18 protein-coding genes are annotated in these 13575 nt (G+C 71.6%); all 18 read right to left on the bottom strand.

The window, feature by feature from the left end; genetic code table 11:
* Window positions 1-11 precede the first annotated feature (11 nt).
* The 18 genes from ACZ6KF_RS29320 to ACZ6KF_RS29235 are packed head-to-tail and all read right to left on the bottom strand — an operon-like array spanning window position 12 to window position 13575.
* Window positions 12-422: a hypothetical protein gene (locus ACZ6KF_RS29320; RefSeq protein ID WP_469241131.1), complete on the bottom strand. Its 411-nt coding sequence runs from the start codon at window positions 420-422 to the stop codon at window positions 12-14.
* 9 nt (window positions 423-431) lie between these two features.
* Window positions 432-3239, bottom strand: a complete 2808-nt coding sequence (locus ACZ6KF_RS29315) for a hypothetical protein (RefSeq protein WP_469241129.1) — start codon at window positions 3237-3239, stop codon at window positions 432-434.
* Window positions 3240-3242: 3 nt separating this feature from the next.
* Window positions 3243-5465: a hypothetical protein gene (locus ACZ6KF_RS29310; RefSeq protein WP_469241127.1), complete on the bottom strand. Its 2223-nt coding sequence runs from the start codon at window positions 5463-5465 to the stop codon at window positions 3243-3245.
* Window positions 5466-5481: 16 nt separating this feature from the next.
* Entirely contained in the window at window positions 5482-5766 is a 285-nt protein-coding gene (locus ACZ6KF_RS29305; RefSeq protein ID WP_469241125.1) for a phage tail assembly protein T, read from the bottom strand.
* 56 nt (window positions 5767-5822) lie between these two features.
* Window positions 5823-6191, bottom strand: a complete 369-nt coding sequence (locus ACZ6KF_RS29300) for a hypothetical protein (protein ID WP_469241123.1) — start codon at window positions 6189-6191, stop codon at window positions 5823-5825.
* Window positions 6188-6502, bottom strand: a complete 315-nt coding sequence (locus ACZ6KF_RS29295; RefSeq protein ID WP_469241121.1) for a hypothetical protein — start codon at window positions 6500-6502, stop codon at window positions 6188-6190. Before ACZ6KF_RS29295 ends, ACZ6KF_RS29300 begins: the two co-directional genes overlap by 4 nt.
* Complete coding sequence (locus ACZ6KF_RS29290; protein ID WP_469241119.1) at window positions 6502-6921, bottom strand: phage tail tube protein; 420 nt, start codon at window positions 6919-6921, stop codon at window positions 6502-6504. The genes ACZ6KF_RS29295 and ACZ6KF_RS29290 overlap by 1 nt, the downstream gene beginning before the upstream one ends.
* 13 nt (window positions 6922-6934) lie before the next feature.
* A complete protein-coding gene (locus ACZ6KF_RS29285; protein WP_469241117.1) occupies window positions 6935-7336 on the bottom strand; it encodes a DUF3168 domain-containing protein in 402 nt (133 codons plus the stop codon).
* Entirely contained in the window at window positions 7333-7713 is a 381-nt protein-coding gene (locus tag ACZ6KF_RS29280) for an HK97-gp10 family putative phage morphogenesis protein (RefSeq protein WP_469241114.1), read from the bottom strand. The genes ACZ6KF_RS29285 and ACZ6KF_RS29280 overlap by 4 nt, the downstream gene beginning before the upstream one ends.
* A gap of 4 nt (window positions 7714-7717) precedes the next feature.
* Window positions 7718-8044, bottom strand: a complete 327-nt coding sequence (locus ACZ6KF_RS29275; protein WP_469241112.1) for a hypothetical protein — start codon at window positions 8042-8044, stop codon at window positions 7718-7720.
* 8 nt (window positions 8045-8052) lie between these two features.
* On the bottom strand, window positions 8053-8385 hold the full coding sequence (locus ACZ6KF_RS29270; RefSeq protein WP_469241111.1) for a head-tail adaptor protein: 333 nt from the start codon (window positions 8383-8385) through the stop codon (window positions 8053-8055).
* Complete coding sequence (locus tag ACZ6KF_RS29265) at window positions 8382-8981, bottom strand: head-tail connector protein (RefSeq protein ID WP_469241109.1); 600 nt, start codon at window positions 8979-8981, stop codon at window positions 8382-8384. The genes ACZ6KF_RS29270 and ACZ6KF_RS29265 overlap by 4 nt, the downstream gene beginning before the upstream one ends.
* 10 nt (window positions 8982-8991) lie before the next feature.
* Window positions 8992-9231, bottom strand: coding sequence for a hypothetical protein (locus tag ACZ6KF_RS29260; RefSeq protein WP_469241106.1), 240 nt, complete (start codon window positions 9229-9231; stop codon window positions 8992-8994).
* Window positions 9221-9559: a hypothetical protein gene (locus ACZ6KF_RS29255; protein ID WP_469241105.1), complete on the bottom strand. Its 339-nt coding sequence runs from the start codon at window positions 9557-9559 to the stop codon at window positions 9221-9223. The genes ACZ6KF_RS29260 and ACZ6KF_RS29255 overlap by 11 nt, the downstream gene beginning before the upstream one ends.
* Window positions 9559-10410: a major capsid protein gene (locus ACZ6KF_RS29250; protein WP_469241103.1), complete on the bottom strand. Its 852-nt coding sequence runs from the start codon at window positions 10408-10410 to the stop codon at window positions 9559-9561. Before ACZ6KF_RS29250 ends, ACZ6KF_RS29255 begins: the two co-directional genes overlap by 1 nt.
* Before the next feature lie 22 nt (window positions 10411-10432).
* Window positions 10433-11119, bottom strand: a complete 687-nt coding sequence (locus ACZ6KF_RS29245) for a hypothetical protein (RefSeq protein ID WP_469241102.1) — start codon at window positions 11117-11119, stop codon at window positions 10433-10435.
* A gap of 45 nt (window positions 11120-11164) precedes the next feature.
* The gene (locus ACZ6KF_RS29240) at window positions 11165-12109 is read right to left on the bottom strand and encodes a VG15 protein (RefSeq protein ID WP_469241100.1); all 945 of its coding nucleotides are present in this window, start codon (window positions 12107-12109) and stop codon (window positions 11165-11167) included.
* On the bottom strand, window positions 12106-13575 hold the full coding sequence (locus ACZ6KF_RS29235; protein WP_469241097.1) for a phage portal protein: 1470 nt from the start codon (window positions 13573-13575) through the stop codon (window positions 12106-12108). The genes ACZ6KF_RS29240 and ACZ6KF_RS29235 overlap by 4 nt, the downstream gene beginning before the upstream one ends.

Below are 13575 nucleotides of genomic sequence, written 5' to 3'. Positions count from 1 at the left end.
GGGCCGGAGCCCTAGCTGTTGCCGCTGATCCAGGCCGCGGTGAACCTGATGTTGCGCCCGTTCTCGATGCTCGAGAACGAGGACCGGAGGTTGACGGCGCCGCTCTCGGCGATGCTGCATTCGCCGTCCTGTACGCCGTCGCCCCATCCGGCGCTGATCGTCTCGGGCGGTCGCCACCCGGACGGCAGGGTGCACATCAGGACGTCGCCGAGGTTGCCGCCGGGGTCCGGGCTGACGGAGAGTCCGCCGCCGGAGTAGCCCAAGAACCCGTTGACCGTGGTGATGCCGTTGACCCGGCGTCCGGAAAAACTGATCACGCTGAATCCGGTGGCGGCCACGAGCCCGGAACTGGTCGTCGCGGCCAGTGCGTTGTCGTTGAGCCGGGCGGCGGTGATCCGCATCCCGGCGAGCCAGGTCGTCATCGTCGCCTCCTACATCGCCACGTAGACGGGATGGGCCAGGCGCACGTCCGCGCCGACCGAATGCGCCTTGATCACGCCGTTGATGGACCGGACCACGGTGAACGTCTGCGCCGCGCCGGTGCCGGTGCAGGCGGTCACCCGCATCACCTCCCCGCCCACGCGGACGTCGAAGGGGAACTCGCCGGGGTAGGTAGCCGAATCCACCCAGCGGGACAGGCCGGTGGTGGTGACGTTCACGGCGGTCTGGGTGGCCGTCACCGCGGCGGCCAGCTCGCAGCCGTCGGTGTCCGCGCGGGAGTCGTCGGTGATGCCGGCGGTCCAGGGCGCTCCCGGCGCGCAGTTCCAGGTGATCCGCCACACGTCCGCCCCGGCCTCTTCGGTGTAGCCGGTCACCAGGACGTCGACGTCGTCCGGGCCGTGGTCCGGGGGCAGGCCCGTGAGGCGGAGCTTGTCGCCGACGTCGACGCGCAGGATGTCGTCGAGCATCGCGTGCACGCGGGGGTTGGCCAGGTCGACGGTGATGCGCGCGTAGCGGACGCCGTTGTAGGTGCCCAGATGCAGACGCAGCCCGGCGACCTGCCGGGCCTGCGCGTCGGTGTACAGGCTGTACGTGTACGAGGTGTCGTAGCGGCCCACCCCGCCCAGCTCCGGGTCCAGGACCGACAGGTCGCCGTCCTCGAGGACCTCGCGCGCCGGCACCGTGCCGTACTCGCGGGCCACGGTGACGTCGTTCTCGGTGAGCTTGTCGTCGTCGAGCGGCGCGAAAGGCGCGGCGATGACGCCGGCGGAGTAGTCCAGGGTCAGGGCGGGGGTCTGGTTCCACAGCGTGGACTGCCCGCGGTGGACGACCTCGGCCCGGTCCCGCGCGTCGAGCAGGAACCCGAAGTTCGCCTGCGACGCTTCGTTCAGCAGCTCCAGCAGCTTCCTGCGCCCTTGGATGCCCACGCGCTGCTGGTACTCCAGCTCGCCCGCCACCGAGGCGGTGTAGCCGTTCTCGGCGGCCAGGCGCTCGATCCGCTCCCCGGCGCGCTCGCCGCGGTTGCCGCGGTAGGCCGCCCACACCTCGGCGGCCGTGGGCCCGGCGCTGGTCCAGTAGGTGATGTAGCCGAAGGCGCGGTCGGAGGCCTGGCCCGACACGGCCAGGGCCGCCCACGACAGGTAGACCGTCCGCAGCGCCTTCATGACGATGCCGGCGATGGTGCCGGTCTCGCGCAGCAACCCGTCGATGTACAGGTACCAGACCGTGTTGGTGGGTCCCGGGTCGATGGTGATGCGCAGGTGGTGGGGGCGGTCGCTGTACAGGCCGGCCGTGTCGATGGTGGTGACCAGGCCGGTGGACGAGACGGTGTCACCCACGCTGTTCCAGGTCACGGTGAGGTTGTTGCTGTTCCCGTTCCATGACGCCTGCAGGTAGACCATGGGGTTGTCGTCGCTGCCGGGCCCGCGGTCGTAGAGCCGGTAGACGCCGCCGGCCGTTTTGCCGCCGCCGCGCAGGAACAGGTCCACCGACCACGTCTCGGTGTCGCCGAGGCGCTGGACCCTCCCCTCGATCCGGCCGCTGCTGCCCGACTGCACACGGATGACGGGTTCGATCCAGTCGGCGAGGTTGCCGCTGGCCCACTCGGCGGCGGTGCCCGTGTCCGGGTCGATGACCTGCTCCATGTCGCTGCCGCCGGCGATGAGGTTCTGGGCGACCTCGGCGTCCGGGCCGTCGGTGAGCGGCCAGCAGTCCACCGGCTCCCGCGATTTGATGAACCGCAGCAGCGCGGACTCCTGGGGCTTGTTCCCGGCGTCCATGCGGCGCGTGATCCCGGCCGCGGCGATGCTGACGTAGTTGTCGGCGCCGGACAGGTCCCGGGTCGGCGGCCAGGCGGGCACCTCCCCGGACATGCGGACGTGCCGGTTGGTGATGTAGGCGCCGCCCTGCCGCGTCCACACCAGCCCGGTCGAGTCGGTGAACGACGTCCCGCCCACGGCCGCGGCCCGGGTCTTCATGTCGACCTTGGTCACGGCGTTGTCCAGCAGCTTCAGCGCGTACACCTTGCCGCGCAGCCGGTTCAGCAGGCCTCCGGCCGGCGTCGAGTTGAAGCTGCTGCCGTGCCCGATCTCCAGCGGTGCGGTCCCGGCGAACACCGCGGTGGTGCCCGTGCCGACGATCGGCGCGCCGAGCAGGTGCCACTCGGTGTCGTCGACGGTGCGGCCGGTGTAGAAGCGCAGCTCGTGGCCGCCCGCGCCGTTGTTGACGTCTAGGTGCACGCGCAGCGTCAGCCGCTGCCCGTTGTATGCCTTCAGCTGCTCGGTGGCCGTGCGGTCCAGACGGGACGCGAACGTGCCGTCCGGCGACCACAGGAACACCGGGTAGCCGTCGATGATCTCCAGCGCCCAGCAGTCGTTCGTGCTGAGCACGTACCGCAGGGCCAGCATCTGTGACTCCGACCAGTCCTCCAGCGCCACGTCGATGCGCAGGTCGAGGTCGCCGGCGACGTCCAGGGCGGGACTGTCGGGGGTCTCCAGCGCGTCGCTGCCGAGCCCGCCGGCCATCACCGCCCACGGCGAGCCGACGTCGTAGCCAAGCCTCAGCGGGGTGTTGCGGCCGATCAGCCCGGACAGCGGACTGGCGGGGTTGCGGGGCGCGTACCGGTTGTCGCGGCTGTCCAGGGCGAGTTCGCAGCTGGTCGGCTCGGCCGTCGACGCGGACTCGGAGGTGAGGCCGCGCGTGATGGTCACGGTCGACGTGGCGCGGACGTCGCCGGTGACGTCGTTCCACGCGCCGCCGTAGTGCAGCTCGGCCCACAGGTCGGGGGGCAGGCTGACCATCTCTCACCCCTCCGCGAATCGCACGACGTCGCCGCCCGCGGTGGCGCGGACGGTCTCCTGGAAGAACTCCCTGAACGCCCGGCTGCCGCCGCGCAGTTCGAGGATTAGACGGTTCGGGGCAGCGCCGGCCGCGCGGGCGGCGCGGCTCTGCCCGCGGTTGACGGTGTTCAGGCCGGGCACGTCGACCAGGCCCTCCAGGGCCCGGTTCATCGCGGGGGCTTCGGCCTCCGCGCCCTCGACGATGCCCGGGGGCACCCAGCGGCCGATGCGGTCGGCCATCAGCTTCGACGGGCTGGAGATGCCCAGAGCGTCGGCGATCGGCCCCGGGATCAGTTCCCTCGCCCAGCTGGTCAGCGTGGACTTCAGCCAGCTGCCCATGGCCTTGATGCCTTCCCACAGGCCGAGCACCAGGTCGCGGCCGTGGTTCCACAGCAGGTCACCGAGGTTGCCGAGGCCGGCCGACAGCCGGTCGGGGTAGCCCTTGATCCAGTCGACCACTTCGGTGGCCTTCTTGATCGTGGCGGTCTTGATGTTGTCCCAGTGCTTGATCACCAGCCCGAGCAGCGTCCAGTTCAGGAACGCGTTGTAGAGGCGGCCGGGGATGCCCTTCACCCAGGCCACCACCGCGTTCCACGCGGCGGCCGTCTTGGACCTGATCGTGCTCCAGTGCTTGATGACCAGGCCGATCAGGGTGAAGTTCAGGAACGCGGCGATCATCTTGTCCTTCGCCCACACCAGCCTGCCGGCGATCCACTTCCAGGCGGCGGCGGTGGCGGCCTTGATCTCGTCCCAGTAGGCGATGATCAGGGCCACCAGGCCGATCACGGCGGCGATGGCCCAGCCGATCGGGCCCATGGCGATGACCCAGGACGCGGCCATGCGGGCCGCCATCATCAGCGCGTGCGCGGCCATCATCGCGAACCGGGCGACGGTGACCGCGGCGACGCGGATGATCGTGGCCAGCCAGGTCGCCGTCGCGCGCGCGGCGGCGGCCGCCCACGCGCCCGCCGCGCGCGCGGCGGAGGCGACGGAAGCGGCAGCCATGCGGGCACCGGACCGGATGCTTGCGGCGGCCGCGGCCGCCCACCGGCGCACGGCCTGGCCGAGCCGGGAGTTGACCAGGTCGGTGGCGCTCTCCACGACCGCGGAGGCGGCGGCGAACGCCTTCATCGCGACGACCGCGGCGAGGATGGCGTAGGCCAGGGCCTGCACGACCGGCGGCGGCAGCGCGTTGATGATGTTGGCCAGGGTGAGCGCGAGCATCGCGGTCACGCCGAGCAGCGGCGCGAGAGCAGTGATCAGCTTCAGCGCGGTCGTGGCCAGCGTGCCCATGGTCTGCGCGCCCTGCTTGGCCAGGGCGACGAACTGGGCGAACCCCTCGGAGCCGGCCAGGCTCTGGCCCCACTGGGCGAACGCCGCGGTGCCCTCCTCGAACCCGCCGGCCATGTTGTTCGACAGCGGCAGGAAGGCCTTGATGATCCCGCCGACACCGACCGCGATGTTCTTCAGCCCGCCCAGCAGCGACTTCAGGTTCTGCCCAGCCATCTTCGCCATGGACTGCGCGAACGACTCCACGCCCCCGCCGCGGGTGCCCCGGTCGATCTCGTCCATGAAGTCGCCGAGCGCGGCGCCCGCCGACTTCACGAACGGCGTCAGCAGCGGCAGCAGCCGCCGGGCGACCTGCAGGCCCTTGGTGAAGACGGGCATGGTGGTGTCGGCCAGGCTGTTGGACCACGCCTCGTGGTCCTCTTTCAGCCCGGCCAGCTCCTCGGCCATCGCCCGCGTCGACTTGGGCATCTCGGCCATCTGCGCCTCGTAGTCGGCGTCGGCGTCGCGCGCGGCCTTGGCCGCCGCCTCCGCCTCCCGCAGCGCGGCCTTGTACTCCTCGCCCCCCTTGGCGGCCAGCTTCTGCGCAGCGGCTGCCTTGCGGGTCGCGGTGTCGCGCGCGTCCTCGGCCTTGGTCGCGGCGTTGGTCGCTTCGGTGACGGCGGCCATCTGCGGGCCGGCCGCCAGCTTGAAGGCGTGCGCGGCGACGCCGGCGGACGCGAACGCTGCGGCCATGCCGCCCACGCCGGTGGCCACCGCGGCGGCGACCGGCAGGCCCGCGCCGAGGCCGAGGACAGCTTTGCCGAGCCCGGCCAGCTTGGTCTTTGCCTGGTCGGCGCCCTCGCGCAGGGCGTCGGTGTCGATGCCCAGCCGGACGGTCATGGATTCGAGGGTGGCCATCGGCGTCACCCCCTCGTCAGGTTGTGGTGTTCACGCTGCCGCCGAGGGAGCTGTTGGCGGCCAGGGCGAGCTTGAAGAGCTCCTCGGGCGTCTTGCGCACGCGTGTGCGGTCCCAGCGCGGCATGAAGTCCGCGACGGTCGGGGCGCGCTGGCCCTTGCTGCGGTTGACGGCGGCGACGACGGACGCGATGAGCGCGGCCTGCACATCACCGCGGGCGCCGCCGAGCGGGCCGGCGATCTGCTCGTAGGCGCGCCACTCGGCGAGTTCGGCGGAACCGGTCTCGGCGAGCAGCTGGCGCACGGTCTTGCCGAGGTGGGCGGCCAGACGGAAGTAGAACTGCCGCTCTGGCCGCCGTCTCAGTTTCCCGTGAGTTCCTTGACGTCGGCCTCGGTCATCGCGGACAGCCGCATCGCCACGTCGCACACCCGCTGCAGCGCGGCCGCGCTCTTCTCCCCCAGCCGCTTGACCTCGGCCGCCGACCGGAACAGCTGGCGGCCGTCGCCGTCGACGAGGGTCGCCGCGGCGAGCCGGGCCCGGAACCCCTCCAGCCCTTCGGCGCGGATGGACGCTCCGTCCTTGCCGAGGAACTGCGACTCGAACCGGTCGCGTTCGGTGCCGGGCAGCTCCCGCACCCGCACGGTCCCGCCCCACTCCGGCACGTTGACGTCCTCGCATTTGAGGTCGTCGGCGCCGAGGATCTGCTCGGCGGACAGGTAGGTCGTCATCGGTCGGTCTCCCTGCTGATGGGCCAGTGCGGCGGCGGGTCGGTGACGAGGGGCACCAGGCGCTCCTCCTGGGCGACGCCGCCGGTGGTGTCGTCGCGGTATTTGCAGCCCTCGGCGTTGCGCAGATGGGCGGTGTAGCGGATGGCCCGGTCCCCGCCCAGCGTGAAGGGCTCGATGGTGATGTCCTCGTGCACGGAGACGTCGGCCGGGTCGATGCCGTTGGCGCGCAGCCAGTCCCGGAGTTCGGCGAGTCGTTCGCTGCAGGCGACGAGCGGCCAGGTGTCGGCGTCGTAGACGGTCTCGGCGGACATCAGACGCCGGTGGTGATGGTGGGCTTGCCGGACACCTTGAAGGTGGCGGACGCGGAGAGCTTGTCGTCGTGCGGCGCCGACGGTTCGAAGTTCGTCAGGATCGCCTTGAACGACCACTCGCCGAGCGTGCCCGGCCAGACGACCTTGTAGTTGCGGGGGTTCTCGTCCTCGAAATCGGCGACCAGGCTGTCGTGTTCGCGGGGGTCGTAGTTCAGCTCGATCTCCACCTCCCCGCCGTCCTTCAGCCCGCCGATGAACTCTCGGTACTTGTCCGGGCTGTCGTGCGCGGTGACGTCGTGGGTCTCCCGCTCGATGCCCGGCGGGGTGATGTCGGTGACGCTCGCGATGGGCGAGAACGTCTCCACTCCGGCGCCGTCGCCGCGCTGCAGCTGAGTGCCGAAAGCGTCCAGACCAGCCATGGGTCTGTCCTCCTTACGCCTTGGTCAGCCACACGCGATAGCTGACGTTGATGTGCCTGATGTCGGGGTTGGGGTCGCGGACCTGGGTGTGCTGGCGGTGCGCGATCGACACATCGCGGAAGCCGGCCACCGTCAGCGGCTGCCGGTCCAGCGCGTCGTCCAGGGCCGTGAGGATCAGGGACGCCTCCCGGTACCCGGCGTACTTCGACCACACATGCAGCACCACGGCGGCTTCCAGGCCGCGCGCGTTGTGGGCGTCGTCCGTGGTCTCGGTGATCGAGCCGAGGGTGACGTAGGGGTGCGCCTGCTGCTCCGGCACCTTGTCGAACACACCGGTCACCAGCGCCGTCAGCGGCGCGTGTGCACGCAGCTTCTGCACGACGGCCTGCTGCAGCGGCCACAGCGCGGACGTCACTCGCTCACCCCCCGCATGTGCCGGCGGAACGCGGCCCGGTAGGTGCGGGTGACCTGGCGGCGGTGCTCGTCGAACGCGGGCACCAGGAACGGCTGGTCGTCCATGGACGACGTGCCCTTCTCCACGTAGTACGCGTACTCCATCGCGGTGGGCTCCCACACGCCGACCTCGGCCCGCCCGTACTGCTCGTCCACCTTCTGCTCGATCTGCCCCTTGAGGTGGCCGGAGCGGACCGCGGCGGCGTCCTCGGCGGTGGACTCCACGTTGTCGGCCCACTCGTGCAGCGTCTCCTTGCGCGCCTCGCCCATCGCGTCGGGGATCCGCTCGATCGCGCGGACCGCGGCGCGCAGGCCGTCGAGCCGGACTCGTCGGGCCACGGCGTCAGGGCAGCTGCAGGACGGCGACGGTGACCGAGGTGACCGCGCTGTAGGTGATCGCGGCGCGCCCGGTCGCCGGGTCCCGGAACGCCTGCTTGAGCGGGATGAACGCGCTGCCGGAGGCGGGGATGGTCTGCACGGCGTCCGCGATGGCGAGGTCCCCGGCCATGCCCGGGGTGGCGACGGTCACCGTCTTGGAGGTGGCGTCGCCGTTACGGACGTGCAGCACCAGCTTCTCCCCGACCGGGGCCTGGTCGCCGCCCGACGCAGCGTTGGAGTAGTTGGGCTGCAGTCCGCCCAGGGTGACCCTCTGCGGGTTCAGGATGGCCATGGTGATCCTCAGCTTTCGGACTGGCGCACGGTGCAGTCCGCGCGCAGGTAGGTGCCGGGCTCGGACGGCTCGAACACGGCGAACACCTCTGCGACCCTCCCGGGCGGACGCAGTTCGTCGCCGCGGCGCACATCCGCGCCGGGGTGGAAGTACCAGGTCTCGTCGAGCTGTGCGCCGGCCTGGTCGGCGGCCTGCCGCTCGCGGGCGGTGGGCTGGGACATGCGGGCGCGCAGACTGCCCACCTGCGCCCAGGTCCGCTCCTGCCCGCCGCCGCCGTCGTCGACCGTGGTGGCCCGCCACACCGCGACCGTGCGGTTGAGCAGCCGGCCGACCCGGCTCACCGGGACCTCACCACCGCGACGCCCCCGCCGAAGCGGGCGCGCAGCTGCTCGCGCAGGTAGGGCGGCAGCTCGACCTCGGTGATGCGGCCGGAGTCCCCGTACTGCACGGAGTAGTCACCGATCCGCTCGGATCGGATGTCCTTCGCGGCCAGGCCCTCGCCGTCGGGCTGGGACCGGTAGGCGATCAGCGTGGCGGCGGCGATCCGGCACACGAGGTCCACGATGTCCGCGGGCACGGTGGGCAGGCCGTGGGTGTAGGTGACGGTGACCTCGGACGGCTCGTAGCTGAATGACCATCCGCGCGCCAGCCACAGGCGGCCGGAGCGCAGCTTGTAGTCGGCGGCGTCCAGGGCCCGGCCGTCGACGGTGACGGCCTGCACGGACCGCACGGGCGGGCCGGGCAGGGACAGCCACTGCGAGGCCTCGCCGTCCAGGGTGACAGTGGACGTCGTCTCGCTGATGGGGACGCCGGCCGCGGCCCGCACCGCGGCGGAGGCGACGTCGAGGTAGACGCCGGCCAGAGCGGTTTCCTCGGGGGCGACGGTCAGGCCGCGGGCGGTGAGGTCGGCCACCGTCGCCAGGGGGGTCAGTGCCACGGTGGCCCCGTCAGCCGTCGTTGCCGGGGCCGTCGTCGCGTGCGGCGTCGTCGTGGGCGTCGGAGGTGTCCGTGGGGCGCGGGTCGGTGACCTTGGCCTCCACCCCGTCGGGGCGGGGGCCGCCGTCGTCGGTCCACTCCACGCGCGGGCGCGGGCCGCTCGCGCCGTCGGTCTTCTCCCGGTCGCCCACGGTCGCCGTGCCCTCGGGCGCCGTGGTGTTCTCGTTCGGGTCGGTGTTCTCAGTCGCCATGACCGTCGTCCTCTCCAGCGGGGGTGGGGGTTTCCTTCGTGGCGGTGGCCTCGATGAGCTGCGGCTTCGTCATGGACTCCGCCTGCTCGCGGTCCATGCCGTGGCTGTCCACCGCGTAGGTGACCCAGTCGGCCTTGGACGCGTTCTGCGCCGGACGCTTCGGCGTGCTTTCCGCCTCGCCGGCGTCGGCCTGCCCGGTCTCCAGCGGGGTCCACTCGCCGGACCCAACGCGGGCGCTGATGGCCTTCGCGTCGAAGACCTCGCCGACTGTCACCACGAACGGGGCGCCGGCGGGGCCCCGGAAGCGAAGCTGCTCTCCCGGGCGCATCAGATGATCACGTCCGCTGCGGCGAGGCCGGTCGCGCGGACGACCTTCGCGCCGTACAGGTGTAGGCCCTTGACGATGTCGGCGAAGCCCTTCTCCTTGCGGGCCGCCTCGGTCTTGTTGATCTGCTCGGCGTAGGTGACCGCGCCGTTGTACCCGGCGATGACGAGCTTGCCCGCCCCGGCACCGGGCCCGTTGGGGGCGTTGTTGGACTTGTGGATGGTGAACCCGGCGGCCTGGCCGACGATGCCGTTCGTGCGGACCTGAGCGCCCTGCGCGTCGCCCGCGGCGATGAACCGGGAGTCCTTCAGCAGCAGCCCGTAGAACGCCGGGGTGACGACCACCCAGCGGCCTTCGGAGGGCACGTTGTCGTTGTCGAGGATGACGCCCAGGTCCACGAGCAGGTCGTAGGCCTCGGCCGGGGTGGCCAGGGTCTGCTCGGCGACCAGGTTCCCGGCGTCCACGCCGGCGGCCATCAGGGTGGCCAGGTACTGGTCGGCGACGTCGCGCAGCTTGTAGGCGGCCTTGCGGGCCTGCTCGGTGAGGATGGCGCCGCCGTTGAGGGCCTGGCGCTTCTCCACGTCGTCGACCTCGAAGGCGAAGTACTTCGCCTGGTCGATGACGAGGGTGGTGTCGGTGTCGTCGACGTCCTCGATGACGATGTCGACGTGCGGGCTGTAGGTGCCGATGGTCGGCTCGGCGAGGCTGACGATGTGGACGGTGTCGCCGTACTGGGAGATGTCTCCCTCGTACTGGCGGTTCACCACGCCGGGCGCTCCGTAGACGTGGGACTTCTCCAGGGTGACCAGGAGTTCGGCGTTCCAGACTTCCGGCTTGAAGGCGCTGATGGCCATGTCGTGTTTCTCCGTTCAGGGGTTACTGGGCGAGGTAGTCCTCGAGCCGGCCTTCGTCGCGGGCCTTGAGGATCTCGGCGTGCTTGCCCTCCTTGGACAGGCGCTTGACGTCTGCCTCGGTGAGCTGGGCGGGCCGGCCACTCCCCTTGCGGGCGCCGGAATCTGCGGTCCCTTGGAACCGCTTCGTGGGGGTGCCGCCTTGCGCGGCCAGGTAGGGCTTGGACTTCAGCAGGCCTTCGATCGCGTCGGCGACCTCGTCGGCGTCGAGGTTGCCGTCGGCGTCCACCTCGAACTGGGACAGGTCCAAGAACCGGTAGGCGTCGGCCGGGTCGGCCAGCTTCCCGGCGGCCGCGGCCTTCACCTCGGCGCGAATGATGCGCTCGTTGGCCTTGGCCATGGCGGCCTGCTCGGCTTGGCGCACGATCGCCTCGGGGTCGGGCTGGTCGCCGTCGGCGGGCTTGTCCCGCTCGGCCAGCAGCCGCTCCAGCTCCCGGCGCCGCTCGCGCTCCGCCTTGAGCTTGCCCTTCATCGTGTCCAGTGCCTTCTTGCCCGGGTCGCCGAGCTGGTTGGCACCCTCCGGGTCGTCGTCGCCGTCGCCGTCGGCCGTGCCGTCCGGGTTGTCACCGGTCGGTTCCAGGTCGTCGCCGGTGGTCGGCTCGCCGTCGGCGCGCGCGGTGTCCACGGACGCGTCGGAGGTAGGTGTCGTCATGGCGGTGTCTCCCATTGCGGGGTCGGGACCGGGCGTTGCGCCAGGTCAGACGATGTAGCCGTTCCGCTTGAGCAGGCGGATCGCGTGCTCCCGGTCGCCGTCGGCCAGGCGGTAGATCTCCTCCGGCATCAGCCGGGGCGTCTTCGCGCGGGCGTAGCGGTCGCCGGCGGCCTTGGCGAACTGCGCCCGCCTGCTGCCGTACAGGCCGCGCCGGGTCGTGCCCTCGCGGGTGGCCTGCACCTGGCGCCCGTAGCGGGTCACGGTGGTCATGCCGCGGCGGGCGTTGACGACCTGGCCGACGTCCGCGCCCTCGCCGACGGCCTTCATCCCGGCCTCGCCGAGCGCGCGCCGCTGCTGCACGGGCGTCATCTGTTCGAGCAGGGCGGTCGGCGAGGACAGCTCCCAGGTGTCGCCGGGGCGGCGCGGCGCGAGCGTGCAGTCGCACCGCGGATGCCGCGCGAACCCCTCGGACAGGCTGTACTCCCGCCCGGCGAGGATGATGCACCGCGCGCACGCGGGCAGCTCCACCACGCGCACGTAGGACACCACCCGCGGGCGGGCGATCATCCCGGCCATGTCGGCGATCCGGCCGGCGTCGGCGACCAGGGAGCGGGTGACCATCTCCAGGAAGTACGCCCCCGACAGGATCGACATGGCGGTGGTGAACCCGCGGCCGAGCCGGTTCAGGGCGATGATCAGCGGATAGACCAGCGGGACGCTGAGGTCACCAGTCGCCTCCACCGCGGCCGCCGGGTTGACCTCGCCTTCGCCGGGCCCGGTCTCCTGCACTAGGTACGGCTCGGCCGTCGCTGCGGCGGCCAGCTGCCCGTGCCGGATCAGCTCGGCGACCAGCGCGGCCCGCGCCAGCCAGGACGCCTCCAGCCGGTCGGGGTCGACCGTGGACCACACCTGACGGACCGCGGCCGCCGTCGTCGCCGCCTGCGCGGCGCGCTCCTGCTGGTGGTCCTGCGCGGTGGGCGGCGTGCTCACGCCGCCTCTTCCTCGACATCCGGCGGGTCCGCGGCGGGCCCGGGCCGCTGGGCCATCATCGCGGCCGCGGCGCCGAGCGGGTCCAGCTGGTGCTGCCGCTCGATCATCGCCAGCAGGTCGACCACCTCGGCCGGGGTGAGCCCGTAGCGCAGGGCCAGGAACTCGAACGGGAACCCGATCTGCTTCAGCTTCAGCAGCGAGTCCGCCAGCTGCGCCTGCGAGCGGGACTCCGCGTCCGCCCACAGCATGTAGCCCGACCGCAGCGCGCGTGCCTTGTCGTCCTCCCCGCGCGCGAGCGCGATCAGCGCGAACACCTCACGGATGGCCTGCCCGTACCAGAGCTGCTTCTCCTCCACCCGCTTGACCAGACCGGTCTCCGCGGCCAGCAGCGCATCCGCGCTGAGGTTGGCCATCTTCCCGATCAAGTAGTGCTGCGGGGTGCGGGTCTGCGCGGCGATGTGCCCGACCGCCACCTCGATCACCTTCGTGTACGCCTCCAGATTGGCGGCCGTCCACTCCGCGATCGACGCGCTCTCCCCGGTGATGAACGCGATCCGGTCCGCGGCCAGCTTCTCCAGGTCCAGCGGCTTCTCCCCGACGATGTCGCCGTCCGCGTTGAGGATCGGAATCATCGGCCGCTCGGCGCCCAGGACGACGCGCTGCGGGAAGGCGGCGTAGTCGGAGGCGGTGAACAGCTGCGCCCACAGCAAGTTCACCGCGTCCTGCATGGGGACCACGCCGCGGACGTCGGAGATCGGGTCGTCGACCAGCAGCGGCCGGTTCACCAGCTCCACGACCGGCACCACGCCCATCGGGTTGGGCTGCGGGTTGGGCTCGTCACGCATCTCCCGCGGCTGCCATGCGTCCAGCTGCGTGTCCACGGACGCCATGTCCTCCGTCTTGACCTGCCGTTCCACGGGGCGTTCGAACTTCCACACCGCGTCGGGCAGGTACAGGACCGCCATGTACTTGCTGCCGTCCTGCCACCGGCGCAGCGCCGCCCGCCGCTTCCGGCGCGAGCCGGGCTCGTAGGCGACGATGCAGCTGGAGGCGTCCTCGAAGGTGACCACCGGCGTCTCGTCGTCGTCCGGGTCGCCCCACACCAGGGCGAAGCTGCGCGAGGACATCACCGCGCCGAGGAACCCCAGCTGGCTGTCGGCGTCCAGGCCGTTGGCCTGCCACACCCGCATCGACTCCCCGTCGGCCTGGTCGGCGCCGTAGGGCTTGATGCCGGTCACGGTCAGCCGCTCCACCGGGGAGTCGGAGACGACCTGCACCCAGTTGTCGGAGAAGTCGCGGTAGCGGTCGCCGTGGTACTTGCGGAACTCGTCCGAGGCGAACTTCAGGGCCTGCTCGCCCCGGTAGTACGCCCGGTAGGTGTCGATCGGGCCGCACCGGGTGGTGAGTTCCTTCTCCAGCGTCTCCACCAGGGCCTTCGCCTTCTTCAGGTCGTCGTCCTCGGCCAC

The organism is Streptomyces sp. NPDC046379 (genome assembly GCF_055587785.1).
This window is presented reverse-complemented; position numbering and strand designations above follow the sequence as displayed.